The sequence below is a fragment of the Pseudomonas sp. SA233 genome (assembly GCF_054792385.1).
On record NZ_CP096449.1, the window covers coordinates 1734154 to 1760733 of the forward strand.

21 protein-coding genes are annotated in these 26580 nt (G+C 64.2%); 15 read left to right on the plus strand and 6 right to left on the minus strand.

Going from position 1 to position 26580, the window contains the following annotated elements:
* The first annotated feature begins 69 nt into the window (after window positions 1-69).
* The 5 genes from M1D87_RS08075 (at window position 70) to M1D87_RS08095 (ending at window position 4355) form a co-directional block, all read left to right on the plus strand.
* Window positions 70-813, plus strand: coding sequence for an SDR family oxidoreductase (locus M1D87_RS08075; RefSeq protein WP_123084826.1), 744 nt, complete (start codon window positions 70-72; stop codon window positions 811-813).
* 38 nt (window positions 814-851) lie between these two features.
* Complete coding sequence (locus M1D87_RS08080) at window positions 852-1265, plus strand: cupin domain-containing protein (RefSeq protein ID WP_003260184.1); 414 nt, start codon at window positions 852-854, stop codon at window positions 1263-1265.
* 57 nt (window positions 1266-1322) lie between these two features.
* Window positions 1323-2396 carry an HlyD family secretion protein gene (locus tag M1D87_RS08085; RefSeq protein ID WP_039614514.1) on the plus strand — a complete coding sequence of 358 codons (1074 nt, stop codon included), beginning with the start codon at window positions 1323-1325 and terminating at the stop codon, window positions 2394-2396.
* On the plus strand, window positions 2393-3973 hold the full coding sequence (locus M1D87_RS08090; protein ID WP_123084827.1) for an MFS transporter: 1581 nt from the start codon (window positions 2393-2395) through the stop codon (window positions 3971-3973). Before M1D87_RS08085 ends, M1D87_RS08090 begins: the two co-directional genes overlap by 4 nt.
* 85 nt (window positions 3974-4058) lie before the next feature.
* Window positions 4059-4355: a DUF3144 domain-containing protein gene (locus M1D87_RS08095; protein WP_015269483.1), complete on the plus strand. Its 297-nt coding sequence runs from the start codon at window positions 4059-4061 to the stop codon at window positions 4353-4355.
* 148 nt (window positions 4356-4503) lie between these two features.
* On the opposite strand, the gene soxR is transcribed toward M1D87_RS08095, so the two are convergent.
* The gene (gene soxR / locus M1D87_RS08100; RefSeq protein ID WP_039614512.1) at window positions 4504-4959 is read right to left on the minus strand and encodes a redox-sensitive transcriptional activator SoxR; all 456 of its coding nucleotides are present in this window, start codon (window positions 4957-4959) and stop codon (window positions 4504-4506) included.
* A gap of 85 nt (window positions 4960-5044) precedes the next feature.
* Here soxR and M1D87_RS08105 point away from each other — a divergent pair, with 85 nt between their 5' ends.
* Entirely contained in the window at window positions 5045-6142 is a 1098-nt protein-coding gene (locus tag M1D87_RS08105) for an efflux RND transporter periplasmic adaptor subunit (protein WP_039614511.1), read from the plus strand.
* On the plus strand, window positions 6139-9219 hold the full coding sequence (locus tag M1D87_RS08110) for a MexW/MexI family multidrug efflux RND transporter permease subunit (RefSeq protein ID WP_123084828.1): 3081 nt from the start codon (window positions 6139-6141) through the stop codon (window positions 9217-9219). Before M1D87_RS08105 ends, M1D87_RS08110 begins: the two co-directional genes overlap by 4 nt.
* Window positions 9220-9407: 188 nt before the next feature.
* Here M1D87_RS08110 and M1D87_RS08115 read toward each other — a convergent pair whose 3' ends face one another.
* From M1D87_RS08115 to lysA, 3 genes are all read right to left on the minus strand, one after another.
* On the minus strand, window positions 9408-10145 hold the full coding sequence (locus tag M1D87_RS08115) for a GntR family transcriptional regulator (RefSeq protein WP_123084829.1): 738 nt from the start codon (window positions 10143-10145) through the stop codon (window positions 9408-9410).
* A 58-nt stretch (window positions 10146-10203) separates the two neighbouring features.
* Window positions 10204-10647 carry an acetyltransferase gene (locus tag M1D87_RS08120; RefSeq protein ID WP_023661733.1) on the minus strand — a complete coding sequence of 148 codons (444 nt, stop codon included), beginning with the start codon at window positions 10645-10647 and terminating at the stop codon, window positions 10204-10206.
* A gap of 347 nt (window positions 10648-10994) precedes the next feature.
* The gene (gene lysA, locus M1D87_RS08125) at window positions 10995-12227 is read right to left on the minus strand and encodes a diaminopimelate decarboxylase (protein WP_182328512.1); all 1233 of its coding nucleotides are present in this window, start codon (window positions 12225-12227) and stop codon (window positions 10995-10997) included.
* A gap of 124 nt (window positions 12228-12351) precedes the next feature.
* On the opposite strand from lysA, the gene M1D87_RS08130 reads away from it, so the two are divergent.
* Window positions 12352-13257, plus strand: a complete 906-nt coding sequence (locus M1D87_RS08130; RefSeq protein WP_123084831.1) for a LysR family transcriptional regulator — start codon at window positions 12352-12354, stop codon at window positions 13255-13257.
* A gap of 164 nt (window positions 13258-13421) precedes the next feature.
* Here M1D87_RS08130 and M1D87_RS08135 read toward each other — a convergent pair whose 3' ends face one another.
* On the minus strand, window positions 13422-13775 hold the full coding sequence (locus tag M1D87_RS08135; protein WP_031324624.1) for a hypothetical protein: 354 nt from the start codon (window positions 13773-13775) through the stop codon (window positions 13422-13424).
* 274 nt (window positions 13776-14049) lie between these two features.
* On the opposite strand from M1D87_RS08135, the gene M1D87_RS08140 reads away from it, so the two are divergent.
* Window positions 14050-18915, plus strand: a complete 4866-nt coding sequence (locus tag M1D87_RS08140; protein WP_421091697.1) for an NAD-glutamate dehydrogenase — start codon at window positions 14050-14052, stop codon at window positions 18913-18915.
* Between the two features lie 130 nt (window positions 18916-19045).
* Here the strand turns inward: M1D87_RS08140 and ppsR are convergent, their stop codons facing one another.
* Window positions 19046-19864, minus strand: a complete 819-nt coding sequence (gene ppsR / locus M1D87_RS08145) for a posphoenolpyruvate synthetase regulatory kinase/phosphorylase PpsR (RefSeq protein WP_009684026.1) — start codon at window positions 19862-19864, stop codon at window positions 19046-19048.
* 177 nt (window positions 19865-20041) lie between these two features.
* Between ppsR and ppsA the strand changes: the two genes are divergently transcribed.
* From ppsA to M1D87_RS08175, 6 genes are all read left to right on the plus strand, one after another.
* Window positions 20042-22417: a phosphoenolpyruvate synthase gene (gene ppsA / locus M1D87_RS08150; protein ID WP_015269493.1), complete on the plus strand. Its 2376-nt coding sequence runs from the start codon at window positions 20042-20044 to the stop codon at window positions 22415-22417.
* 102 nt (window positions 22418-22519) lie between these two features.
* Window positions 22520-23512, plus strand: a complete 993-nt coding sequence (locus tag M1D87_RS08155; RefSeq protein ID WP_024086558.1) for an alpha/beta fold hydrolase — start codon at window positions 22520-22522, stop codon at window positions 23510-23512.
* Between the two features lie 219 nt (window positions 23513-23731).
* A complete protein-coding gene (gene rraA, locus M1D87_RS08160) occupies window positions 23732-24223 on the plus strand; it encodes a ribonuclease E activity regulator RraA (RefSeq protein WP_013971668.1) in 492 nt (163 codons plus the stop codon).
* 27 nt (window positions 24224-24250) lie between these two features.
* Window positions 24251-25246 carry a zinc transporter ZntB gene (locus M1D87_RS08165; protein WP_013971669.1) on the plus strand — a complete coding sequence of 332 codons (996 nt, stop codon included), beginning with the start codon at window positions 24251-24253 and terminating at the stop codon, window positions 25244-25246.
* 205 nt (window positions 25247-25451) lie between these two features.
* A complete protein-coding gene (locus tag M1D87_RS08170; RefSeq protein WP_123084832.1) occupies window positions 25452-25724 on the plus strand; it encodes a CrfX protein in 273 nt (90 codons plus the stop codon).
* Window positions 25725-25726: 2 nt separating this feature from the next.
* Complete coding sequence (locus tag M1D87_RS08175; protein ID WP_004376138.1) at window positions 25727-26551, plus strand: mechanosensitive ion channel family protein; 825 nt, start codon at window positions 25727-25729, stop codon at window positions 26549-26551.
* Window positions 26552-26580: the final 29 nt, after the last annotated feature.

The window sequence follows — 26580 nt, forward strand, 5'->3', positions numbered from 1 at the left end:
AGGGCGGCGGCGCATGCTTGAACCACCACGACGGCAATGGTTGCAGTCGTGAACGTGGAGACAGCCCCAATGAAAATCGTGGTGATCGGAGGCACTGGCCTCATTGGTTCGAAGCTTGTCGATGGCCTGCGCGAGCGCGGCCACGATGCCGTTGCGGCAGCGCCGAGCACGGGGGTGAACAGCATCACCCGCGAGGGATTGGCAGAGGCGATGAACGGTGCGGATGTGGTTGTGGATGTGGCGAATGCCCCCTCCTGGGAGGACCAGGCAGTGCTCGATTTCTTCGAGACGTCCACCCGCAACCTGCTGGCAGCCGAGAAAGCTGCAGGGGTCAAGCATCATGTCGCGTTGTCTATCGTGGGCAGCGAGCGATTGCCGGAAAATGGCTACTTCCGGGCCAAGGTCGCCCAGGAGGCGCTGATCAGGCAGTCCGCGCTGCCGTACACCATTCTGCGCGCCACGCAGTTCTTCGAGTTCGTCGAAGGCATTGCCCAGGCAGGGACGGTGGGAGAGGAGATTCGCCTGTCGCCGGCGCTGTTCCAGCCTTTGGCCGCGGATGACGTGGTCGCGGCGCTGATCGATGTGGCGTTGGCGCCACCCGTGCTCGGCACGCTGGAGGTCGCCGGGCCAGAGGCCGCGCCACTGGATGAAATGGTGCGCCGCTTCCTGCGCCTGCGTGGCGATACACGCAAGGTGGTGCCGGATGTGCACGCCCGCTATTTCGGTGCCGAGCTCGATGACAAGTCGCTGACTCCCGGCAGCGGCGCGCGGCTTGGCAAGATCCGCTTCGAAGACTGGCTGGCTCGCCAGTGAGCGATTCAACCCCTATCCCGAACCGAAGGAGCATCACCATGTTCAGCCGCCCCCTCCTGGCCGCCGCGTTCACCGTGCTGGCCATAACCCCGGTAATCGCCGCCGAGCGGCCAGTCAGCAAAGTCACCGTGGTCTTCGACAGACCACTGCCCAACGTGCCAGGCAAAAGCATGCGCGGAGTGATCGTCGACTACGCCCCCGGGGCCGCGTCGCCCGCGCATCGGCATCCGAAATCCGCATTCATCTATGCCACGGTGCTGGAAGGCGAAGTGCGCAGCAGCGTCAATGGCGAGCCAGCCAAGGTCTACAAACCTGGCGAAAACTGGTACGAGGCACCGGGCGCTTTCCATGGCGTCAGTGCCAACGCCAGCGACAGCAAGCCGGCCAAGCTGATGGCCGTGTTCGTGCTCGACAGCAATGAGACGGTACTGGTCACGCCGAGCGAGAAGTAGGCCTTCGGCCCTGTTGGCAGTGCCATGCCACCAGGGCCGAATACAGGACAACGCATCATGAACACACATGAACCTGAGCAGGCCCGCGCGGCGGTGATGCCGCAGCCTGCACGGATGAAGATAGTGGGCGTCGTGCTGTGCGTGGCAGCGATACTGTTGCTGGCTGTGGGCTGGCTGACGTTGCGCTCTGCTGACGCCGCCTTTACCGACAACGCCTATGTGCGTGGAGATGTAACGTCGCTGGCGGCCAAGGTGTCGGGTTACGTGACGGCGGTGGAGGTCGGGGACAATCAGCAGGTCAGAGCCGGTGACGTGTTGTTCCGTATCGATGACCGCGACTACCGTGCGCACCTGGCCCAGGCGCAGGCCAACCTGAAGGCTGCCGAGGCGCGTCTTGGCGATGTCGACGCTCAGACACGCCTGCAGCAGGCGCAGGTCCGCCAGGCCGAGGCGCAGCGCCAGTCGGCCCAGGCCGAGCGGCAGCTGGCCAGCAAAACCCACGAGCGCAGCCGCAAGCTGATTCAGTACAGTGCAATCAGCCAGGCCTTGGTCGATCAGACCGACGCCGCCCGAAGCAGCGCCGAGGCCGCGCTGAAGGCTGCGGCGGCGACACTCGATGCTCAGCGTCAGCGTATCGCCGTGCTGGATGCCCAGCGCGAGGCGGCCGTGGCGGCTATCGCCCAGGCCAGGGCCGCGCGCGACCTGGCGCTGATCGAGCTTGAACATACCGTGGTGCGGGCGCCGGTTGCCGGAGTGATTGGTAATCGCCAGGTACGGGTCGGACGATTCGTTATGCCGGGTGCTGCCTTGCTCGATCTGGTCACGGTCGACGGGGTATGGATCGTGGCCAACTTCAAGGAAACCCAACTGGAGCAAATCCAGCCTGGGCAGCGGGCACGGGTCACCCTGGATGGCTACCCGCAGGACAGCCTCGAAGGCGTGGTAGACAGCTTCGCACCTGGCAGCGGCGCGGCGTTCAGCCTGTTGCCGCCGGACAACGCAACGGGCAATTTCGTGCGTGTGGTGCAGCGGGTGCCGGTGAAGATTCGCCTGGCCCACAACCCGTTGCCCGGGCGCATCGTGCCGGGGCTGTCGGCGCGAGTGCGGATCGAGGTCGGAGGTGGCTCGTGAGCACCCGGAAGGTGGGCGTCAGGTGGCTTAAAGGGTGGCTGCTGGTTGCTGGCATCGTACTGGCTGCGCTCACCGACGCCATCGCCAGCAGCGTGCTGGCGATAGGGCGCAACGACATCATGGGCGATACCCATGCCACGCCGGATGAATTCGCCTGGCTGGACGTTGCTTACACCGCCTGCAAATTGGCAGGGTTCCTGTTCGCGCCCTGGCTGCTGGGCAGGCTGCCACCGCGCGCGGTGATCATCGGAGCGACCCTGGCCATGGGGTTGGCCTGTGTCGGTGCGGCGCAATTGGTGAGCATCGAGCTACTGGTGGCTTTGCGCGCCTGCCAAGGCCTGGCAGGCGGTGTATTGCTGGTGGCGGGGCAGACACTGATCTTTCTTGCCTGCCCGCGGCGGCAGCAGCCGGTCTTGCAAGGCTTGTTCGCCATTGGCGCGGTGGTCGCGCCAGCGGCACTCACGCCGTCGATGCAGGGGTGGTTGATCGATAGCCAGGATTGGACCTGGATATTTCTCAGCGTTGCGCCGCTGACCTTGGCGGCGACCGGCCTGTTGCTGCTGGTCGAGCTGCCTGCCCATGGCCTGCCAGGCCGGCGGTGCTTCGATTGGCCGGGCTGGGTACTGGCGGCCACCGCGTTGCTGTGCCTGACCTACCTCCTGACCCAGGGCAGCCGCTGGGATTGGTTCGAGACAGCACACATGTGCTGGGCCGGTGTGGTCGGTGGCGCGGCGTTGTTGCTGTTGCTTGGCCAGCAACTGACGGGTAATGGGCAGGGGTTGCTGGACTTCAGTCTGTTCCGGTCGAGTGATTTCACCTTCGCCTTCATTGTCAGCTTCGTTGCTGGCGCGGCATTGTTCGGCAGCGCCTTTGTGATACCGGCTTTTGCCTTGTCCATGCTGGGTTTCACCGCCACCGACGCCGGCCTGTTGCTTCTACCCAGTGGCGTGGTGTTCATCGCCGTGCTGCTGGGGGTGGCGTACCTGATCCAGGTGCGTGGTATCGCGCCTTTTGCCACTGTGCCGTTTGGCATCCTGGCAATCATGGCGGCGATGTGGATGCTTTCGGGCTCGACCCGCGAGAGTGGCATGCACGACATGATGGCGGCGGTCATGCTGCGCGGTGCCGGGCTGGGGTTGCTGTTTCTGTCGCTGACTCTGATTGCCTTTGGCAGGCTGGGCCGGCACAGCCTGGCCAGTGGTATCGGCCTTTTCAATACCGGGCGGCAGGTGGGTGGGCTTTTGGGGGTGGCAGGGTTGCAGACGCTGCTCGACCAGCATGGCGTGCTCAATGCCCAGACGCTTGGTGCGCATGTGAGCACGGGCGCGACGGCGGTGAATGAACGGCTTGATTCGGTGACGTCGATGTTGCGGCTTGAGGGTATTGACCCGCCGGCTGCTGGACGAGTGGCCATGAGCCTGTTGTCGCAGGCAGTGACGGGGCAAGGGGCGGTGATCGCCTTCGACACGGCGTTCATCGCTGTGGCGTTGCTGTTTGCCGTGGCAGCGCCGCTGCTGGTGTGCATCAAATTGCTGTTGGCGCGCATGGCCGGGAAACAGGACGCTGGGCTCTCATGAAGACGAATTGCCGGTTTCACGTCGTGAGCTTTCGCTGTAAAACGGCGCTGTGCCTAATTTGAATGCAGCAACAAGGTAAACCGCAATGACACAAGCTACCGATCAGGCTTTTTACGACCGCGCGGATGCGCATATCGAACTGGCGAACCAGCAGATCGAGAAAATCGAAGACCTGGGCAAGGTCAGCGCCTCACTGACCTTCGGCGCCTCGCGCTTCAATGCCTGGATGAGCGCCCGCAGTTTCAAGACCAGTGCGGAACTGGCTGCCGCGCGGGAGGAGCTGTTGAAGTATTTCTGCGAGCAGTACCGGATGATGCTCGAGGACAACCTGGACGAGCACATCGAGCATTTCGACCGGTATGTGCTGGGCAAAGGCGACTGAGCCATGGGAATAGATGGCTCATCGATTTAGCGGGTAATTGTAGGAGCAGCCTTGTGCTGCGAAGAGGCCAGTAATGACAATGCGTATCTGTTGCCTGTACCGGCCTCTTCGCAGCACAAGGCTGCTCCTACAAAGTGGAGTGCATGCCTTATCGGGCCTTCTTCTCCAGAATCCGCGGCCCGGTACCTTCCTTGCCCAGCACATCCTCGGGGTTGCGCAGTGGGCAATCTTCCAGCGACAGGCAGCCGCAACCGATGCAGTTGTCCAGGCTGTCGCGCAACGCTTCCAGAGTACGAATGCGGGCGTTCAGGTCTTCGCGCCAGGCGGTCGACATCTCGCCCCATTGCGCTGCCGTGAGCTTGCTGTTGGGCGCATAGCGGCTGAAGGCCTGCTTGATCTCGTCAAGCGGAATACCCGTGCGCTGCGCCACCTTGATGATGGCCAGCGTACGCAACACCAGTGAAGGATAGCGGCGCTGGTTACCCGCCGTACGGACGCTGGCGATCAGCCCCTTGGTCTCGTAGAAGTGCAGCGCAGAAACCGCCACGCCGCTGCGTTTGGCCACTTCCCCTACCGTTAGCATCCGTGTGTTGTCCGCTGCCATGCCTGTTGACCTCAAGTTAACTCGAGCTCTTATAGTCCTGCCCGATCTTCCCCGCAACCGCTTTCCCTGATGATCGGAGCACTGCATGAACAAAAGGACGTTACTGGCCTGGGCTGGCGCTGTTGCAGGTGTGCTGGCCGCTGCCTATGCATTGGTCGGAAGTGGCTCGGCGCCGCCGGCTGCGGCGGCATGGCCGGCGACCAAGGTGGCGCTGGCCACGGCCGAGCAAGTGCAGCTGGCACGGCAGAACTTTGCTTCGGGGGAGCTGGAGGCGGTCAACCAGGTACAGGTGGCGGCCGAGACGGCGGGGCGCATCACCCGCATCGCCTTCGAGTCGGGGCAATGGGTGAGTGCAGGGCAATTGCTGGTACAGCTGAACGATGCCCCGGAGCAGGCCCAGCGCGTGCAGTTGCGCGCCAGGCTGCGCAATGCCGAAGTGGTGCTGCAGCGCAGCCGCAAGCTGCGCGCGGTGAACGCCGTGTCACAGGAGTTGCTCGACAATGCGGCCACCGCCGTGGACGTGGCCAGCGGTGAGCTGCTGCATGTCGAGGCGCTGATCGCGCAGAAGGCAATTCGCGCGCCGTTTGCCGGCAAGCTCGGCATTCGCCGGGTGCATCAGGGCCAGTACCTGAGTGCCGGTGAGACCATCGCCAGCCTGGCCGACATCAGCCAGCTGCACGTCAATTTTTCCTTGGGCGAACAAGCCGCCCCCGAAGTGCACGTGGGGCAACTGCTGGCGCTGACGGTGGATGCGGTGCGCGGGCAGGACTTCCAGGCCCGGGTGGTCGCGGTGGACCCGGTGGTGAGCAAGGCGCGCCTGGTGCAGGTGCAGGCGGCCTTGCCGAACCTGGGCGGGCAGTTGCAGCCGGGTATGTACGCCGGCGTGCGCCTGAATGCCGCGCAGCCGTCAAGCGTGCTGGCCGTGCCGGAAACCGCGATCACCTACACCGCCTACGGGCAGACGGTGTTCGTCGCTACCCGGGACCCTGAACAGGGCACCCGGGTCAGCCGGGTGCGGGTGACTACCGGTGAGCGCTGGCAGGGGCGGGTGGAGATCACCTCAGGCCTGGCACCCGGTGACCAGGTGGTGGTTTCCGGCCAGTTGAAACTGAGCGACGGCATGCCGGTCGAGCCAGTGGCTCAGGACAGTCTGCAGGCCAGCCAGGGAGGGCGGGAATCGTGAAGTTCACCGACCTCTTTGTCCGCCGCCCGGTGCTGGCGCTGGTGGTCAGCAGCCTGATCATCCTGTTGGGGCTGTTTGCCATGGGCAAGCTGCCGATCCGCCAGTACCCGCTGCTGGAAACTTCCACCATCACCATCAGCACCGAGTACCCGGGCGCCTCTGCCGAGCTGATGCAAGGCTTCGTGACCCAGCCGATCACCCAGGCGGTGTCGTCGGTCGAAGGCATCGACTACCTGTCCTCGTCGTCGCAGCAGGGGCACAGCCTGATCACCTTGCGCATGGTGCTCAACCGCGATTCGACCCAGGCGCTTGCCGAGGCCATGGCCAAGGTCAACCAGGTGCGCTATCGCCTGCCGGAAAAGGCCTACGACCCGGTGGTGGAGCTGTCGGCAGGTGACTCCACGGCGGTGGCCTACGTGGGCTTTGCCAGCGAAACCTTGTCGATACCCGAACTGAGCGATTACCTGTCGCGGGTGGTGGAACCGCAGTTCTCCGGCATCGACGGTGTGGCCAAGGTGCAGTCGTTCGGCGGGCAGCGCCTGGCCATGCGCCTTTGGCTGGACAGCGAACAGATGGCCGGGCGCGGGGTGACGGCCGCCGACGTGGCACAGGCGGTGCGTGCCAACAACTACCAGGCGACGCCGGGGCAGGTGCGTGGGCAGTACGTGCTGGCCGATATCCAGGTGGACACCGACCTGACCCGGGTCGAGGACTTCCGCGAGCTGATCATCCGCAACGATGGCACCGACCTGGTGCGCCTGCGCGATGTCGGCACCGTCGAGCTGAGCGCGGCGGCCACCCAGACCAGCGCCACCATGGACGGCAAGCCCGCCGTGCACCTGGGGCTGTTCCCCACCCCGACCGGCAACCCGCTGGTGATCGTCGAGGGTATTCGCCAGCTGCTGCCGCAGATCCGCCAGACCCTGCCACCCGGGGTGGAGGTGGCGCTGGCCTATGAAACCGCACGCTTCATCGACGCCTCGATCGACGAGGTGCTGCGCACGCTGGTGGAGGCCATGGTGATCGTGGTGCTGGTCATCTGGCTGTGTCTGGGTTCGCTGCGCAGCGTGGTGATCGCGGTGGTGGCCATCCCGCTGTCGATGCTCGGTGCGGCGGGCTTGATGCTGCTGTTCGGCTTTAGCCTGAACCTGCTGACCTTGCTGGCGATGGTGCTGGCCATCGGCCTGGTGGTGGACGATGCCATCGTGGTGGTGGAGAACGTGCACCGTCATATCGAAGAGGGCATGTCGCCGATTGCCGCGGCGCTGGCCGGGGCGCGGGAAATCGCCGGGCCGGTGATCGCCATGACCCTGACCCTGGCCGCCGTATACGCGCCGATCGGCTTGATGGGCGGGCTGACCGGCACGCTGTTCCGTGAGTTTGCCCTGACCCTGGCGGGGGCGGTGATCGTGTCCGGCATCGTCGCGCTCACCCTGTCGCCGGTAATGAGTTCGCTGTTGTTGCAACCCGGCCAGCAGCATGGCGCCATGGCCAACATGGCCGACCGCCTGTTCGGTATGCTGACCGGGGCCTATGGGCGAGTACTCGCCTACACCCTGTCGCATCGCTGGATCAGTGGTGGTGTGGCGCTTCTGGTGTGCCTGAGCCTGCCTTGGCTGTACCTGCTGCCGCAGCGCGAATTGGCCCCGCCCGAGGACCAGGCGGCGGTGCTGACGGCCATCAAGTCGCCGCAGCATGCCAGCCTGGATTATGTGGAGCGCTTTGCCCTGAAGCTGGACCAGGTGATGAAGTCCCTCGCCGAAACCACCGACACCTGGATCATCAACGGCACCGACGGCCCGGCCGCCAGTTTCGGCGGCATCAACCTCAGCGCCTGGCAGGCCCGCGAGCGTTCCGCCGCGCAGGTGCAGGCGCAGTTGCAGCAGGCCGTGGCGGACATCGAGGGCAGCAGCATCTTCGCCTTCCAGGTGGCCTCGCTGCCGGGTTCCAGCGGTGGCTTGCCGGTGCAGATGGTGTTGCGCAGCGCACAGGACTACCCCGAGCTGTACCAGACCATGGAGATGATCAAGCAGCGCGCCCGCGACAGCGGCCTGTTCAGCGTGGTGGACAGCGACCTCGACTACAACAACCCGGTGGTCAAGGTGCGCATCGACCGCGCCAAGGCGGCCAGCCTGGGCATCAGCATGCAGGCCATCGGCGAGTCGCTGGGTGTGCTGGTGGGTGAACAGTACCTCAACCGCTTCGCCCTGTTCGGGCGCTCCTACGACGTGATCCCGCAAAGCATCCAGGACCAGCGCCTGACGCCGGCAGCGCTGAACCGCCAGTACGTGCGCGCCGAAAACGGCAGCCTGGTGCCGCTGGCCACGGTGGTGCACCTGGACATCGAAGTGGCGCCCAACCGCTTGCTGCAGTTCGACCAGCAGAACGCCAGTACCCTGCAGGCGATCCCGGCGCCCGGTGTGTCGATGGGTAATGCCGTGGCATTTCTCGAACAGCTTGCCGCCGAACTGCCACCTGGCTTCAGCCATGACTGGCAATCGGAGTCGCGCCAGTACGTGCAGGAGGGCTTTGCCCTGATGTGGGCGTTTCTCGCCGCCCTGGTGGTGATCTACCTGGTGCTGGCCGCGCAGTACGAAAGCCTGGTGGACCCGCTGATCATCCTGGTGACCGTGCCGCTGTCGATCTGCGGTGCGCTGCTGCCGCTGGCGCTGGGCTGGGCCACGCTGAACATCTACACGCAGATCGGCCTGGTGACCCTGATCGGCCTGATCAGCAAGCACGGCATCCTGATGGTGGAGTTCGCCAACGAGATCCAGGTGCGTGACAACCTCGACCGTGCCACCGCCATCGTCCGCGCCGCGCAGATACGCCTGCGGCCGGTGCTGATGACCACGGCGGCGATGACCTTCGGCGTGCTGCCACTGCTGTTTGCCAGCGGTGCCGGGGCCAACAGCCGCTTTGGCCTGGGGGTAGTGATCGTGTGCGGGATGCTGGTGGGGACCTTGTTTACATTGTTCGTGCTGCCGACGATCTATGCCTTGCTGGCGCGAGACCATCGGGTGACCACGGTGCGGGGGCAGCAGTTGGCGGAGGCTGAGCGGGTGTTGGACATGTGAGGTAAACCTGGCCACATGCGCGATCCCTGTAGGAGCGGCCTTGTGTCGCGATAGGGCTGCGCAGCAGCCCCGGCAATTTGTGCACCTGCGCGGAAATTCTGGGGCTGCTGCGCAGCCCTATCGCGACACAAGGCCGCTCCTACAGGGATCGCGCAAGTTTTGGGATATCGAGCATGGCGCTGGTTTGATCAGCCAGGCGACCGATCCCGGCGCATCTGGCTAACCAGGGTAAAGCGATCATCCGGGTGCACCGTCTCGGAAACCGCCATCAGGTCGCCGTTTTCCTCGCGGTAATGGCGAATGATCTTCAGCCCCGGTGAGCCTGCCTCGGCCTTCAGCACCCGGGCCATTTCCGCGCTCAGCAACACTGCCCGCACCTGCTGGTCGACCACCGCGATCGCCCGGCCATAGTGCTGCTCGATCAGCCCCGCAATCAGCTGGTCGGGGTGCTCGCGGGCCAACTCGATGACCTCGGCATGGTCGCGCTGCGCGTACACATCGGTCCAGCACAGCGGCGCCGCGTTGTGCACGCGGTCGACACGGATGCTCGACACGCAGAAGTAGTGCTCGCCCGGAACCAGCCCCAGCCGCGCCGCCTCGCTCAGGTCGGCGACGAAGTGGCGCACGTCCTGGATTTCCCGTTGCTGGGTTTCCGCCAGGTGCGCCAGGTCCGCCACGCTGGCCAGTGACTGCGAGTAGCCACCGCGCGGGCTGCTGGCCTCCACCCGGGTGCCTACGCGCTTGCGCCGCGATACCAGCCCTTGGTTGAGCAACTGGTTGATCGCCGCGCGCACCGTGTGTCGGCTCACATCGTACAGGTCGCACAGTTCGAACTCGGTCGGCAGCAGGCTGCCCACCGGGTAGCGGCCGCTGGCGATGCCTTCCATCAAGTCCTTTGCCACGGTGGTATAACGCGTCGGGTTCATACCTTTGGTCTGTCTCGCGAATTTGTATCAGCAGCAGGGGCGCAAAGTCGCCCGAAAATCAAGCCTGGGCAGGCAAGCTCATATGCAGCAAGGGGAACGGTCGGCCTTCGCCATCCAGCGCTGAGCGGCCGGTCTGGATGAAACCGTAGTGCCGGTAGAACCCCACCGCCTGCGGGTTCTGCTCGTTGACATCGACGCTCATCGCGCTGCGCTTCTGGCGGCCGAAATCCAGCAGCGCGCGGCCTATGCCCTGGCCGTGGCGCTCGGGGGCGACGAAGAGCATTTCCACGTGGTTGCCATTGAAGCCGATGAAGCCCAGCGGGCGGTCTTCGGTGTCAACCGCGACCCATAGCTCGACGGCCTGGAAGTAGACGTCGCGCAATTGCGGCAGCAGTGCGTCGATGTCGGACGCTTGCAGAAAGTGGTGCGTGGCGCGCACGGCGCGCAGCCAGATATCGAGCAGTTGCGGGTGGTCTGCAGCGATACTTTGGCGAATGATCATGGAGTCATGCCTGGGCGGTGTATGGCCGGGGAGGCCGGGAGGAAGAAAAAGGGTACCCGGATTGTGTGGGGCGGGGCAATGGACGGTGGGGCAGGGCATCAGCTGATGTGTTGCCCGGGCCGGCCCTTTCGCGGGTAAAACCGCTCCCACAAGTAGGCACTGCCCTCGAGCCCGGCGCCGTACCTGTGGGCTTTAGCCGCGAACACCGGCATAGCCGGTGCCATGCACCGCGTTGGATTCTTCGCGGCTAAAGCCGCTCCCACAGGGTACGCGTACCGCTTGCGAATTCAGTTCTCTACGCGGCAGCGCAGTCCAACGCGCTGGGCAATCTGCCTGAAAAACGGTATCTAGATGCCCGCCTCCAGGCCCAGCAAGTCCTGCACCGTCTGCCTGCGGCGAATCATCCGTAACGCTCCATCCTCGATCAGGAACTCCGGCAGCAACGGCCGGCTGTTGTAGTTCGATGACATCGACGCGCCATAGGCCCCGGCGTCGTGGATCACCAGCAGGTCACCCACCTGCGCCTGGGGCAGGTCGTGCGGGGTCAGTTCCTGGTCATCCTGGGTGAACACATCACCCGACTCGCACAGCGGCCCGGCCACCACGGTCGGCTGCCGTGGGCGGTCCACCGGCTGGCCGTCGGCGTCGAGCAGGGTCATGCGGTGATAGGCCCCGTACATCGCCGGGCGCATCAGGTCGTTGAAACCGGCGTCGATCATGACGAAGGTGTTGCGGCCCACCTGCTTCACGGCGCGTACCTCGGCCACCAGGTAGCCCGATTCTGCCACCAGGAAGCGCCCTGGCTCGATCTCCATGCGCACGGGGTGGCCCAGCATCGCTTCGATTTCCTTGCGGGCCACGGCCCAGGTCCGGGCGTAGCGTTGCAGGTCGACCGGCTTGTCGCTGCTGCGGTACGGGGTGGAAAGCCCGCCGCCAATGGAGAACGCCTCAATGTCCACGCCCAGGCGGCCGATCAGCTCGATCATCGAGCGGGCCACTTGCTCCAGGTGCTGGTAATCCACCCCCGAGCCGATGTGCATGTGCACCCCTACCAGGTGCAGGCCATGGGTTTTCACGCAGGCCAGCGCTTCGCCCAGCTCTTCGTGCCAGATGCCGTGCTTGCTGTTCTCGCCGCCGGTGTTGGTCTTGCGGCTGTGGCCATGGCCGAAGCCGGGGTTGATGCGGATCCACACGCGATGGCCGGGCGAGCGTTCACCCAGTTGGCGCAGCATGTCGATGGAACCGGCGTTGACTTCGATCTTCGAGGCCACCACCCGCTCCAGGGTCGGCCGGTCCAGCGCGTCGCAGGTCAGCACCACGCCGGCAGGGTCGCCTTCCACGCTGGCGCCCGCGGCAAAAGCCCGCTCCATTTCGCCCAGCGACACTGCGTCAAGCACCAGGCCGTGGGCGCGCATCAGGCGCAGCACATGCAGGTTGGGGTTGGCCTTCTGGGCGAAGCGCACGGTGTCGAACACCTTCAGCTGTTCGACACGCTCGGCGATGGTGCTGGCGTCGTAGGCCCACAGCGGCGAGCCGTGCTGGCGGACAGCCTCGGCCAGAAGAGTGAAGGGTGCAGTCATGGTGGCGCTACTCATATAAGGAAAGCCACGAGAATGAGCCGAAGCAGGAATTCAGAAAAATAGCTATTTTTCTGTCAGCCATTCATATCTGATATGACCATTACCGACTTGCCAGGTGTTGCCCGTGAAACTGTCCGTCCGCCATATCGAAGTGTTCCGCGCCATCATGGCCGCTGGCAGCGTCACCGGTGCGGCGCGCCTGCTGTTCACCTCGCAGCCCACCGTCAGCCGCGAACTGGCGCGGCTGGAGCAGGTAACCGGGCTGAACCTGTTCGAGCGCGAAGGTGGCCGCCTGGTGGCGACGGCCCAGGCGCTGCTGTTGATCGAGGAGGTTGAGCGGGCCTACGTAGGGCTGGAGCGCATCGACCGCTTTGCCCAGGCCATCCGCAATTTCGAGCAGGGCCGGCTGGCCATTACCTGCCTGCCGCTGTTTTCCCAGACTTTGCTGCCCAAGGCTTGCCAGCGCTTTCACCAGCAGCACCGGGGCGTGAGCGTGAGTATCCTGGCGCAGGAGTCGCCGTTGCTGGAGGAGTCGCTGGTTGCCCAGCAGCATGACCTGGGCCTGACCGAGGTAGAACAGATACCGCGTGGCGCCTACGGCGAATTGCTGTTCAGCGCCAACATGGTGTGCGTGCTGCCCGACGGGCACCCGTTGCAGGCCAGGGCCGAGCTGGAGCTGAGCGATTTCCACGGGGTCGACTTCATTAACCTGGCCAGCCTGGACACTTACCGGCAGCGCCTGGACCAGCACTTTCGCGCGGCAGGGGTGAACCGCCGCACGGTCATCGAGACCACCAGTGCTGCCTCGGTGTGCGCCATGGTCAGGCAAGGCCTGGGGGTGGCGATCATCAACCCGCTGAGCGGCCTGGAGGCGGCGCAGGGCGGGTTACCGATCCGGCGGTTGCGGGTGTCGGTGCCGTATCAGGTGATGCTGATCAGGCCGGACCACCGGCCGGCGTCGGCGGCGGTGGAGCCGTTTTGCCAGGCGTTGCGGCAACAGGCCCGGGAGATGCAGGCGGCACTGATCTGAAGCCTGGCGCGGCCTTTGTAGGAGCGGCCTTGTGTCGCGATGGGCCGCAAAGCGGCCCCAGAATCTCGGCGTCACGGCATACATTGCTGGGGCCGCGTTGCGACCCATCGCGACACAAGGCCGCTCCTACAGGGATCGCGCAAGCGTTTGGATTTCTGTATGGCTCAGAGTTCGCAGACGAAGGTGCCGGTCCCGGCCAGGATGTTCTCCAGGGTTTGCTTCACTTCATCCATGTCACTCAGCTCGCTGGTCAGGTTGATCTCCAGCACCTCATCCCCCTTCAGCGCATCCCGGTCGCCGGCCGCCACTTCGATCAGCAGGCGCTTGGCGCTCAGGGTCACTTTCAGGCCATCCAGCGTCGACGGCTCGTCATCCAGGGTCAGGTCGACGGTGTCTTCGTCCGGGTAGCGGGTCAGCAGGAACATCTGACCCTTGTCGCTGTGGCAGCACAGGGTCGCCATGTTGTCTTCCTCGTCATCGCAAGGGGTGGCGAACAGCAGGGCAGTATTGATTTGCATGGACAAGGCTCGGATCAAAGGAAACGGAAGGGAATTCTGACAGTCTTGCCGACAGGCATAAACGTAAAGTTACCGCCCCTTGACCGAAATTGTCGCAGCGCTGCAAGCCTTGATGACCGATCAGTCGTTAAGCTTCGGCGAGCCCTGGGCGTGCCTGCGCACGTTCAACGCCTGGTTTTACCGTCCGCCTTGCCACGGGTTGGCTATCGTTGATCCGTAGACGGCGCACGCAGCGACGCTTCAATTATTACAAAGCCCAAGCGGAGTACCACAGATGGCGTTCTTCACCGCAGCCAGCAAAGCCGACTTCCAGCATCAACTGCAAGCGGCCCTGGCGCAGCACATCAGCGAACAGTCCCTACCACAAGTCGCGCTGTTCGCCGAGCAGTTCTTCGGCATCATCTCTCTGGACGAACTCACCCAACGCAGGCTTTCCGACCTGGCCGGCTGCACCCTGTCAGCCTGGCGCATCATCGAGCGTTTCGACCCCGAATACCCGCAAGTACGGGTGTACAACCCCGATTACGAGCGTAATGGCTGGCAATCGACCCACAGCGTGGTCGAAGTGCTGCACCACGACCTGCCGTTCCTGGTCGACTCGGTACGCACCGAGCTCAACCGCCGCGGCTACAGCATCCACACCCTGCAGACCACCGTGCTCAGCGTGCGCCGCGGCGCCAAGGGCGAGCTGCTTGAACTGCTACCCAAGGGCACCCAGGGCGAGGGCGTACGCCATGAGTCGCTGATGTACCTGGAGATCGACCGTTGCGCCAACGCCGCCGAGCTGACGGTACTGGCCCGCGAGATCGAGCAGGTGCTGGCCGAGGTGCGGGTGGTGGTGGCCGACTTCGAACCGATGAAGGCCAAGCTGCGTGAAGTGGTTGCGGAGGTGGAGCAGACCGCCTTTGGCCCGGCGCAGAACGAAAAGGGCGAGGTCAAGGCTTTCCTCGAGTGGCTGCTGGACAACCACTTCACCTTCCTGGGCTATGAAGAATTCACCGTCAAGGGCGACGCCGATGGCGGCCAGATGGTCTACGACGAGCAGTCGTTCCTCGGCCTGCCGCGCCGCCTGCGCGTGGGCCTGACGAGCGACGAGCTGCGCATCGAAGACTACGCCGTGGCCTACCTCAACGAACCGCTGCTGCTGTCGTTCGCCAAGGCCGCGCTGCCAAGCCGCGTACACCGCCCGGCCTACCCGGACTACGTGTCGATCCGCCAGCTGGACGCCAATGGCAAGGTGATCAAGGAGCACCGCTTCATGGGCCTGTACACCTCGTCGGTGTACGGTGAAAGCGTGCATGCCATCCCTTATATCCGGCAGAAGGTCACCGAAGTCGAGCGCCGGTCGGGCTTCGATCCCAAGGCCCACCTGGGCAAGGAACTGGCCCAGGTACTGGAAGTACTGCCGCGCGACGACCTGTTCCAGACCCCGGTCGACGAGCTGTTCAGCACCGTCATGTCGATCGTGCAGATCCAGGAACGCAACAAGATCCGCGTGTTCCTGCGCAAGGACCCGTACGGCCGCTTCTGCTACTGCCTGGCCTATGTGCCGCGGGAAATCTACTCCACCGAAGTGCGGCAGAAGATCCAGCAGGTGCTGATGGAGCGCCTGAAGGCCAGCGACTGCGAGTTCTGGACCTTCTTCTCCGAATCGGTGCTGGCCCGTGTGCAGCTGATTTTGCGGGTAGACCCGAAAAACCGCATCGACATCGACCCGCAGCAGCTGGAACGCGAAGTGATCCAGGCCTGCCGTTCGTGGCATGACGACTACTCGGCACTGGTGATCGAGAACTTCGGCGAAGCCCAGGGCACCAACATCCTCGCCGACTTCCCCAAAGGTTTCCCGGCCGGCTACCGCGAGCGCTTCGCCGCGCACTCGGCGGTGGTCGACCTGCAGCACGTGCTGAACCTGTCGGAAAGCAAGCCGCTGGCGATGAGCTTCTACCAGCCATTGACCCAGGTCGGGGAACGCACCCTGCACTGCAAGCTGTACCACGCCGACACGCCGCTGGCGCTGTCCGACGTGCTGCCGATCCTGGAGAACCTTGGCCTGCGCGTACTCGGCGAGTTCCCGTACCGCCTGCGCCATGCCAGTGGCCGCAGCTACTGGATCCACGACTTCGCCTTCACCTACAGCGAAGGCCTGAGCCTGGACATCCAGCAGCTCAACGACACCCTGCAGGATGCCTTCATCCACATCGTCCGCGGCGATGCCGAGAACGACGCCTTCAACCGTCTGGTGCTGACCGCCGGCCTGCCATGGCGCGACGTGGCGCTGCTGCGCGCCTACGCCCGTTACCTGAAGCAGATTCGCCTGGGCTTCGACCTGGGCTACATCGCCAGTACCCTGAACAACCACACCGACATCGCCCGCGAGCTGACCCGGTTGTTCAAGACCCGCTTCTACCTGGCGCGCAAACTCACCCAGGAAGACCTGGATGACAAGCAACTGCGCCTGGAGCAAGCTATCCTGACCGCGCTGGACGACGTGCAGGTGCTCAACGAAGACCGCATCCTGCGTCGCTACCTGGACCTGATCAAGGCCACCCTGCGCACCAACTTCTACCAGCCGGACGCCAACGGCCACAACAAGTCGTACTTCAGCTTCAAGTTCAACCCCAAGCTGATCCCCGAACTGCCTAAACCAGTGCCCAAGTTCGAGATCTTCGTCTACTCGCCACGGGTCGAAGGCGTGCACCTGCGCTTTGGCAACGTCGCCCGCGGCGGCCTGCGCTGGTCCGACCGCGAGGAAGACTTCCGCACCGAAGTGCTGGGCCTGGTGAAAGCCCAGCAGGTGAAGAACTCGGTGATCGTGCCGGTCGGCGCCAAGGGCGGCTTCCTGCCGCGCCGCCTGCCGCTGGGCGGCAGCCGTGACGAGATCGCCGCCGAAGGCGTGGCGTGCTACCGCATCTTCATTTCCGGCCTGCTCGACATCACCGACAACCTCAAGGACGGTGGCGTGGTGCCGCCGGCCAACGTGGTACGCCATGACGATGACGACCCGTACCTGGTGGTGGCGGCCGACAAGGGCACCGCGACCTTCTCGGACATCGCCAACGGCATCGCCATCGACTACGGCTTCTGGCTGGGCGACGCCTTCGCCTCGGGCGGCTCGGCCGGTTACGACCACAAGAAGATGGGCATTACCGCGCGCGGCGCCTGGGTGGGCGTGCAGCGCCACTTCCGCGAGCGCGGCATCAATGTGCAGGAAGACCCGATCACCGTCATTGGCGTCGGCGACATGGCCGGCGACGTGTTCGGCAACGGCCTGCTGATGTCCGACAAGCTGCAACTGGTGGCGGCGTTCAACCACCTGCACATCTTCATCGACCCGAACCCGGAGCCTGCTTCCAGCTTTGCCGAGCGCAAGCGCCTGTTCGACCTGCCGCGCTCGGCCTGGAGCGACTACGACACCAGCATCATGTCCGAAGGCGGCGGTATCTTCCCGCGCAGTGCCAAGAGCATCGCCATCAGCCCGCAGATGAAAGAGCGCTTCGCCATCGAAGCCGATCGCCTGACCCCGACCGAGCTGCTCAATGCGCTGCTCAAGGCACCGGTAGACCTGCTGTGGAACGGTGGCATCGGTACCTACGTCAAGGCCAGCACCGAGAGCCACGCCGATGTCGGCGACAAGGCCAACGACGCGCTGCGGGTCAATGGCAACGAGCTGCGCTGCAAGGTGGTGGGCGAGGGCGGCAACCTGGGCATGACCCAGCTTGGCCGGGTCGAGTTCGGCCTGCATGGCGGCGCCACCAACACCGACTTCATCGACAACGCCGGCGGCGTGGACTGCTCCGACCACGAGGTCAACATCAAGATCCTGCTCAACGAAGTGGTGCAGGGTGGCGACATGACCGAGAAGCAGCGCAACCAGCTGCTGGGCAGCATGACCGACGAAGTGGCCGGGCTGGTGCTGGGCAACAACTACAAGCAGACCCAGGCGCTGTCGCTGGCGGCCCGCCGCGCCCGCGAGCGGATTGCCGAGTACAAGCGCCTGATGGCTGACTTGGAGGCCCGAGGCAAGCTGGACCGTGCCATCGAGTTCCTGCCGTCCGAAGAGCAGTTGGCCGAGCGCCTGGCCGCCGGTCAGGGCCTGACCCGCGCCGAGCTGTCGGTGCTGATCTCGTACAGCAAGATCGACCTCAAGGAACAGCTGCTCAAGTCGCTGGTGCCGGACGATGACTACCTGACCCGCGACATGGAAACCGCCTTCCCGCCGTCGCTGGTCAGCAAGTTCGCCGAGTCCATGCGCCGCCACCGCCTGAAGCGCGAGATCGTCAGCACCCAGATCGCCAACGACCTGGTCAACAACATGGGCATCACCTTCGTCCAGCGCCTGAAGGAGTCGACCGGCATGAGCCCGGCCAACGTGGCCGGGGCCTACGTGATCGTGCGCGACATCTTCCACCTGCCGCACTGGTTCCGTCAGATCGAGGCTCTGGACTACCAGGTGCCGGCGGAAATCCAGCTGACCCTGATGGACGAGCTGATGCGCTTGGGCCGTCGTGCCACCCGCTGGTTCCTGCGCAGCCGCCGCAACGAGCAGGACGCCGGGCGCGACACCGCGCACTTCGGGCCGAAGATCGCGCAACTGGGGCTCAAGCTCGACGAGTTGCTCGAAGGCCCGACCCGCGAGCGCTGGATGGTGCGCTACCAGGGCTTCGTTGAGGCTGGTGTGCCGGAGTTGCTGGCGCGCATGGTGGCTGGCACTACCCACCTGTACACCCTGTTGCCGATCATCGAGGCGTCGGATGTTACCGGCCATGACCCGGCGCAGGTGGCCAAGGCGTTCTTCGCCGTGGGCAGCGCACTGGACCTGACCTGGTACCTGCAGGAAATCAGCAACCTGCCGGTGGAGAACAACTGGCAGGCGCTGGCCCGCGAGGCGTTCCGCGACGACATCGACCTGCAGCAGCGGGCGATCACCATCTCGGTACTGCAGATGGCCGATGCACCGGAAGACATGGACGCCCGCGTGGCGCTGTGGGCCGAGCAGCACCGGGGGATGGTGGAGCGCTGGCGCGCCATGCTGGATGACCTGCGCAATGCAACGGGTACCGATTATGCGATGTACGCGGTGGCCAACCGCGAGCTGGTCGACCTGGCCATGAGCGGGCAGGCGGCGGTGGTGCCGTCCTGAGCCATGAGCTGAAATGAAAAGCCCCGGCAGTGATGCCGGGGCTTTTTTATTCCAGTGCTGCTATCACAAGGCTTGAGTGTAGTGAGGCCCCTGTAGGAGCGGGTTTACCCGCGAAGAGGCCGGTACAGGCTTACTTGAACCTGCGCTCCACCCCTTTCTCCACCAGGATCTTCGCCGAAATCTCTTCCACCGAAAAATGCGTGGAATTGATGTTGGGAATGTTCTCCCGGCGGAACAGGCTCTCCACTTCTCGCACTTCGAACTCGCACTGGGCAAAGCTGGAATAGCGGCTGTTGGGTTTGCGCTCGTGGCGGATGGCGGTGAGGCGGTCGGGGTCGATGGTCAGGCCGAACAGCTTGTTGTGGTGCTTTTTCAGCACCGCCGGCAGCTGCAGGCGCTCCATGTCGTCCTCGGTCAGCGGGTAGTTGGCGGCGCGGATGCCGAACTGCATGGCCATGTACAGGCAGGTGGGGGTCTTGCCGCAGCGCGATACGCCTACCAGGATCAGGTCGGCCTTGTCGTAGTAGTGGGTGCGTGCGCCATCGTCATTGTCCAGGGCGAAATTCACCGCCTCGATGCGTTCCATGTAGTTGGAATTGCCGCCAATGGAGTGCGACTTGCCGACGGAATACGACGAATGGGCAGTCAATTCCTGTTCAAGTGGGGACAAAAACGAAGAAAAGATGTCGATCATGAAGCCATTCGAGGTAGCCAGGATCTCACGGATGTCCTGATTGACGATGGTATCGAAGATGATCGGGCGTACACCATCGCGCTCGGCCGCAGCGTTGATTTGCTGGACCATGGTCCGCGCCTTTTCCGGCGAATCGATGTAGGGACGGGTGAATTTATTGAACGGAATGCTCTCGAATTGAGCGAGCAGACTCTGGCCCAGGGTTTCGGCGGTGATGCCGGTGCCGTCGGAGATGAAGAACGCGGTTCGTTTCATTTGCGATCTGGGCCTTAAGCTGATGACGTTTCTTGGATATGATAAGTTCGGTTTGCCGAATGCGGCTGTCGGCATTCTCACTTATTTTCCAGGTACAGGCCACAAGCGTCCGGCCAAGTCAACGAAGGCAGGCGGGCGCCCTTGAGCTTTTCCAACACAGTTAGTGGAGAGATCACCTTGGTAGAGTACGTAGTTTCCCTCGATAAGCTCGGCGTCCATGATGTGGAGCATGTGGGGGGCAAGAACGCATCCCTGGGCGAGATGATCAGCAACCTCGCAGGTGCTGGTGTATCGGTGCCGGGCGGCTTTGCCACTACGGCGCAGGCGTACCGCGATTTTCTCGAACAGAGTGGTCTCAACGACCGTATCCATGCCGCGCTCGACGCACTCGATGTGGATGACATCAACGCCCTGACCAAGACCGGCGCGCAGATTCGCCAGTGGGTCATGGAAGCCGACTTCCCGGCACGTCTGGATTCGGAAATCCGTACGGCCTTCGCCGAAATGGCTGCCGGCAACGACAACATGGCCGTTGCCGTGCGTTCCTCTGCCACCGCCGAAGACCTGCCGGACGCCTCGTTCGCCGGCCAGCAGGAAACCTTCCTCAACATCCGCGGCGTCGACAACGTGATCCGCGCGGCCAAGGAAGTGTTCGCCTCGCTGTTCAACGACCGTGCCATCGCCTACCGCGTGCACCAGGGCTTCGACCACAAGCTGGTGGCCCTGTCCGCCGGCGTGCAGCGCATGGTCCGCTCCGAAACCGGCACCGCCGGCGTCATGTTCACCCTCGACACCGAGTCGGGCTTCCGCGACGTGGTGTTCATCACCGGCGCCTACGGCCTGGGCGAAACCGTGGTGCAGGGTGCGGTCAACCCTGACGAATTCTACGTGCACAAGAACACTCTGCAGGCAGGCCGCCCGGCCATCCTGCGCCGCAACCTGGGCAGCAAGGCAATCAAGATGGTCTATGGCGAAGAAGCCAAGGCCGGCCGCTCGGTCAAGACCGTCGAAGTGGACCGCGCCGAGCGCGCGCGCTTCTGCCTGACCGATGCCGAGGTCAGCGAGCTGGCCAAGCAGGCCATGATCATCGAGCAGCACTACCAGCGCCCGATGGACATCGAATGGGCCAAGGACGGTGACGACGGCAAGCTGTACATCGTCCAGGCGCGCCCCGAGACGGTGAAGAGCCGCTCCAGCGCCAACGTCATGGAACGCTACCTGCTGAAAGAGAAGGGCACCGTTCTGGTCGAAGGCCGCGCCATTGGCCAGCGCATCGGCGCCGGCAAGGTCCGCGTGATCAACGACGTATCGGAAATGGACAAGGTCCAGCCGGGCGACGTGCTGGTCTCCGACATGACCGACCCGGACTGGGAACCGGTGATGAAGCGCGCCAGCGCCATCGTCACCAACCGTGGCGGGCGTACCTGCCACGCGGCGATCATCGCCCGTGAGCTGGGCATTCCGGCCGTGGTCGGTTGCGGCAACGCCACCCAGGTGCTGAAAGACGGCCAGGGTGTGACTGTGTCCTGTGCCGAAGGCGATACCGGCTTCATCTTCGAGGGCGAGCTGGGCTTCGATGTGAAGCAGAACTCGGTCGACGCCATGCCCGACCTGCCATTCAAGATCATGATGAACGTCGGCAACCCGGACCGTGCCTTCGATTTCGCCCAGCTGCCCAACGCCGGTGTCGGCCTGGCGCGCCTGGAGTTCATCATCAACCGCATGATCGGCGTGCACCCCAAGGCGCTGCTGAACTACGCCGGCCTGCCAGCCGACCTGAAGGACAGCGTCGACAAGCGCATCGCCGGCTACAACGACCCGGTAGGCTTCTATGTCGAGAAGCTGGTCGAGGGCATCAGCACCCTGGCTGCGGCCTTCTACCCGAAAAAGGTCATCGTGCGCCTGTCGGACTTCAAGTCCAACGAGTACGCCAACCTGATCGGCGGCAAGCTGTACGAGCCGGAAGAAGAGAACCCGATGCTCGGCTTCCGTGGCGCTTCGCGTTACATCAGCGAATCGTTCCGTGACTGCTTCGAGCTCGAGTGCCGTGCGCTCAAGCGCGTGCGCAACGAGATGGGCCTGACCAACGTCGAGATCATGGTGCCGTTCGTGCGTACCCTGGGTGAAGCCAGCCAGGTTGTCGATCTGCTCGCCGAAAACGGCCTGGCACGTGGCGACAACGGCCTGCGCGTGATCATGATGTGCGAACTGCCGTCCAACGCCATCCTCGCCGAAGAGTTCCTGGAGTACTTCGACGGCTTCTCGATCGGCTCCAACGACCTGACCCAGCTGACCCTGGGCCTGGACCGTGACTCGGGCATCATCGCCCACCTGTTCGACGAGCGTAACCCTGCGGTGAAGAAGCTGCTGGCCAACGCCATTGCCGCGTGCAACAAGGCTGGCAAGTACATCGGCATCTGCGGCCAGGGCCCGTCGGACCACCCGGACCTGGCCAAGTGGCTGATGGAGCAGGGTATCGACAGCGTGTCGCTGAACCCGGATTCGGTACTCGAAACCTGGTTCTACCTGGCGGAAGGCCAGGGCGCGGTCTGATGCAGTAAAACGCGGGGGTACGTCTGGCGTACCCCCGCCTGGTTTTTTCCAGGGCGAGCTCCAGCAATGGATCCCGCCCTTTTTTGTGCACCAAGCAACCTTATGCAAAGCAGCAGCACTCTATTCCCCGTGGCCCTGCTCAGTGCCGAACGCCGCGGCGACCTCAGCGAAGACGTATATCGGATCAAGGCCGGCAACAGCCCTGACCCCAGCGTCGAGCTGGCTGTCACCCGCCTGGGGCTGGCCGATCAGGGTCAGGCCCAGGGCGTACCGGTCATTCTCCTGCACGGCAGCTTCTCCAACCGCCGCTTCTGGTATTCCCCCAAAGGGGTTGGCCTGGGCGCCTATCTCGCCCGCGCCGGCTTCGATGTGTGGATCCCGGAAATGCGCGGCCATGGCCTGTCGCCGCGCAACCATGACTGGAAGCACAACAGCGTTGCCGCCTATGCCCGCGATGACCTGCCGCTGATTGCCGCGTTCGTGCGCGAGCAGTCGGGCCAGACGCCGCACTGGGTCGGCCATTCCCTGGGCGGCACGACCCTGGCGGCAGCGCTGGGCGGTGGTTTTCTGGCTGCCGAACAGGTGGCCAGCGTGGCGCTGTTCGGTACCCAGATCAGCCGCGTGTACTGGCCGCTGAAGGTGCCACCGCTGGCCTGGGGGGCCAAGCTGCTGCTCAAGCGCTGGGGGCAGATTTCCGGGCCGCGTTTCAAACGTGGGCCGGAGGATGAGCCGATCGGCCTGGCCCTGGAAAGCATGCGCTGGCATGGCCTGTTCGGGCGCTTTGGCGATAAACAGAGCGACTGGTGGGCGGGGCTGGCCAAGGTGGATGTGCCGCTGCTGGCCGTGGCTGGTGCGGGGGACTTCCAGGACCCGGTGTGGGCCTGCCGCAAGCTGTTCGAGCAATTCGGCGGTGAGCGCAAGCAGTTTCTGCGGCTGGGGCTCGAGGAAGGCTTCGACGCTTTCGGGCATGTCGACATGCTGGTGAGCAAGGCCGCGCAGGTGCAGGTGTGGCCGCTGGTGGAGCGTTGGCTGCGGGATCCGCTGGTGCCGGTGCATGAATCCACGGTGGTGGCGGAGCCTGTGCCCGTCGGTTGAATGGGTTGCGCCTGTGCTGGCCTCTTCGCGGGTAAACCCGCTCCCACAGGAATTGCACAGGGCTCGGGTGCAGTGAAAACCCTGTGGGAGCGGGCGTGCCCGCGAAAGGGCCGGTACAGGCAAAACACAACTGACTGCTTGGTCCCGGATGACTGCAATGGGCTCTACGGTGTAGCCTTGGCCGATATCCGCTTTCGTTGTGACTGACAGGAGCTTCCCATGCAGCATTACGTTACGCCCGACCTGTGTGATGCCTACCCGGACCTGGTGCAGGTGCTGGAACCGATGTTCAGCAATTTCGGCGGCCGCGATTCGTTCGGCGGCCAGATCGTCACCATCAAGTGCTTCGAAGACAACTCGCTGGTCAAGGAGCAGGTCGAGCTCGATGGCAAGGGCAAGGTCCTGGTCGTCGATGGTGGTGGCTCGCTGCGCCGCGCACTGCTCGGCGACATGCTCGCCGAGAAGGCCGCCAGGAACGGTTGGGAAGGCCTGGTGATCTACGGCTGCGTGCGCGACGTCGACGTGCTGATCCAGACCGACGTCGGCGTGCAGGCCCTGGCCAGCCACCCGATGAAGACCGACAAGCGCGGCATCGGCGACCTCAACGTGCCAGTGACCTTCGCCGGGGTGACCTTCCGCCCGGGCGAGTATGTGTATGCCGACAACAATGGCGTGCTGGTGTCGCCAAGCCCGTTGAAAATGCCTGAGTAAGGCGCCGCCCGCGCTGATGGAGCTTTGATGTTCGAGGAAGACAACGCGCAGTGGGGGCTGGTGCACGCCCTGGTGCTCGATGGCAAAGGTGGCGCGCGCTCGATTGCCCGTACCGAGCTGGACGACCTGCAGCTGCAACCCGAGCAAAGCCTGTGGCTGCACTGGGATCGCAGCCATCCGCAAACCCGCACCTGGCTGCTGCATGACAGCGGCCTGAGCGCGTTCGCCTGCGAGCTGCTGCTGGAAGAAAACACCCGGCCGCGCCTGCTGCCCATGGCCGATGAACAGTTGTTGCTGTTCCTGCGTGGGGTCAACCTCAACCCGGGTGCAGAGCCGGAAGACATGGTCTCGGTGCGTATCTTTGCCGAGGCGCAGCGGGTCATCTCGCTGCGCCTGCGGCCGTTGCGCGCCAGTGACGAGATTCTCCAGCAGCTCGAAGAGGGCAGGGGCCCGAAATCGGCTTCCGAGCTGTTGCTGCTGATGGGCGAACTGCTCACCGAAAAGGTTCAGGGTCTGGTCAGCGACCTGTCCGAACTGGCCGACATTGAGGAAGAAAAGGTTGAATCCGACGAACGGTATACCCCGGAGAACGGCAGCCTGCAGCAGATCCGCCGGCGTGCCGCCGGTCTGCGGCGTTTTCTTGCCCCGCAGCGGGAGATCTACGCCCAGTTGTCGCGCAGCAAATGGAGCTGGTTCGCCGATGCCGATGCCGATTACTGGAACGAGCTGAACAACAGCCTCATCCGCTATCTCGAAGAGCTGGAACTGACCCGCGAACGTGCCGCGCTGGTGCTGGAAAGCCAGGATCGCCGGCGTAGCGAGCGCATGAACCGCACCATGTACCGCTTCGGCATCATCACCTGCATCTTCCTGCCCATGAGCTTCATCACCGGGCTGCTGGGCATCAATGTCGGCGGCATCCCCGGGGCGGAAAACCCCTATGGTTTCCTGTTCGCCTGCATCGTCGTGCTGGGGCTTGCGGTGGGGCAGTGGTGGCTGTTTCGGCGGTTGCGGTGGGTATAGATGTCGATTGACCTGCTCTGGCCTCTTCGCGGGCACGCCCGCTCCCACAGGGACACCACAGCCTTCAGGTTCTGTGGGATCCCGGTGGGAGCGGGCGTGCCCGCGAAGAAGCCGACGCGCATTCATTTTGAAACACTCGTCCCAATGCGATGTGTGACCCATCGACCGGCCATCTCGTCTCTGACTGACACTGCGCGAGGTGCCCATGCACGATCCGTTTGAAGAATCCCTGCGCGACCTGCTCAAGACGTCCCCATCCGGCAATGACCGGGACGACCGGGACGACGCCGCTTGCCTGGGTCGCGTGCTGAAAACCGCCAACCGCCAGGTTGGCGCGGGCGATCTGTTCAGCCTGCTTGGCCGCTGGAGCCAGGCGCTGCTGATCGCCGTGAACAATGGCGCGGCGCATGTTGCGCCGGTGCGTCGACACTCTTCCCGCAACGCTGCCAACGGCAGCAAAGCAGATAAGGCCGATTGAATATGGAACTCGATCTCTGGACCCAGAGCCTGGTCACCGCCATGACTGCCCTTTGGACCAAGGTAGCGAACTTCATCCCCAACCTGTTCGGCGCGCTGGTCGTGGTGCTGCTCGGTTTCGTGGTGGCCAAGCTGCTCGACACGCTGCTGTCCAAACTGCTGGCCAAGTTCGGCCTGGACCGCCTGATGGCCGGCACCGGCCTGACCAAGATGCTCGGCCGGGTCGGCATCCAGGTACCCATCTCCACCCTGATCGGCAAGATCGTCTACTGGTTCGTGCTGCTCATCTTCCTGGTCTCGGCCGCAGAGTCGCTGGGCCTGGAGCGGGTTTCGGCAACCCTCGACATGCTTGCCCTTTACCTGCCGAAGGTGTTCGGCGCAGCCCTGGTGCTGCTGGCCGGCGTGCTGCTGGCCCAGGTGGCCAACGGCCTGGTACGCGGCGCTGCCGAAGGCATCGGCCTGGAGTACTCGGCAGGCCTGGGGCGTATCACCCAGGGCCTGGTGATCATTATCAGCATCTCGGTGGCCATCAGCCAGCTGGAGGTGAAAACCGACCTGCTGAACCATGTGATCGTGATCGGGCTGATTACCGTTGGTCTGGCCGTTGCGCTGGCAATGGGCCTGGGTAGCCGCGAAATCGCCGGGCAGATCCTGGCCGGCATCTACGTGCGCGAACTGTATCAGGTGGGCCAGCAGGTGCGAATTGGAGAGGTCGAAGGGCACATCGAGGAAATCGGCACGGTCAAGACGACGCTGCTGACCGATGATGGCGAACTGGTGTCGCTGTCCAACCGCGAGTTGCTTGAGCAGCGAGTCAATAGCCGCTAACCGCACAAAGCTGTTAATGTATGCCGCCG

What these genes read in the sequence shown, in the direction of transcription:
- M1D87_RS08075 (WP_123084826.1), top strand. Translation starts at nt 70, where the DNA reads ATGAAAATCGTGGTGATCGGAGGCACTGGCCTCATTGGTTCGAAGCTT.
- M1D87_RS08080 (WP_003260184.1), top strand. Translation starts at nt 852, where the DNA reads ATGTTCAGCCGCCCCCTCCTGGCCGCCGCGTTCACCGTGCTGGCCATA.
- M1D87_RS08085 (WP_039614514.1), top strand. Translation starts at nt 1,323, where the DNA reads ATGAACACACATGAACCTGAGCAGGCCCGCGCGGCGGTGATGCCGCAG.
- M1D87_RS08095 (WP_015269483.1), top strand. Translation starts at nt 4,059, where the DNA reads ATGACACAAGCTACCGATCAGGCTTTTTACGACCGCGCGGATGCGCAT.
- soxR (WP_039614512.1), bottom strand. Translation starts at nt 4,959, where the DNA reads ATGGCAGCGGACAACACACGGATGCTAACGGTAGGGGAAGTGGCCAAA.
- M1D87_RS08105 (WP_039614511.1), top strand. Translation starts at nt 5,045, where the DNA reads ATGAACAAAAGGACGTTACTGGCCTGGGCTGGCGCTGTTGCAGGTGTG.
- M1D87_RS08115 (WP_123084829.1), bottom strand. Translation starts at nt 10,145, where the DNA reads ATGAACCCGACGCGTTATACCACCGTGGCAAAGGACTTGATGGAAGGC.
- M1D87_RS08120 (WP_023661733.1), bottom strand. Translation starts at nt 10,647, where the DNA reads ATGATCATTCGCCAAAGTATCGCTGCAGACCACCCGCAACTGCTCGAT.
- lysA (WP_182328512.1), bottom strand. Translation starts at nt 12,227, where the DNA reads ATGACTGCACCCTTCACTCTTCTGGCCGAGGCTGTCCGCCAGCACGGC.
- M1D87_RS08135 (WP_031324624.1), bottom strand. Translation starts at nt 13,775, where the DNA reads ATGCAAATCAATACTGCCCTGCTGTTCGCCACCCCTTGCGATGACGAG.
- M1D87_RS08140 (WP_421091697.1), top strand. Translation starts at nt 14,050, where the DNA reads ATGGCGTTCTTCACCGCAGCCAGCAAAGCCGACTTCCAGCATCAACTG.
- ppsR (WP_009684026.1), bottom strand. Translation starts at nt 19,864, where the DNA reads ATGAAACGAACCGCGTTCTTCATCTCCGACGGCACCGGCATCACCGCC.
- M1D87_RS08155 (WP_024086558.1), top strand. Translation starts at nt 22,520, where the DNA reads ATGCAAAGCAGCAGCACTCTATTCCCCGTGGCCCTGCTCAGTGCCGAA.
- rraA (WP_013971668.1), top strand. Translation starts at nt 23,732, where the DNA reads ATGCAGCATTACGTTACGCCCGACCTGTGTGATGCCTACCCGGACCTG.
- M1D87_RS08165 (WP_013971669.1), top strand. Translation starts at nt 24,251, where the DNA reads ATGTTCGAGGAAGACAACGCGCAGTGGGGGCTGGTGCACGCCCTGGTG.
- M1D87_RS08170 (WP_123084832.1), top strand. Translation starts at nt 25,452, where the DNA reads ATGCACGATCCGTTTGAAGAATCCCTGCGCGACCTGCTCAAGACGTCC.
- M1D87_RS08175 (WP_004376138.1), top strand. Translation starts at nt 25,727, where the DNA reads ATGGAACTCGATCTCTGGACCCAGAGCCTGGTCACCGCCATGACTGCC.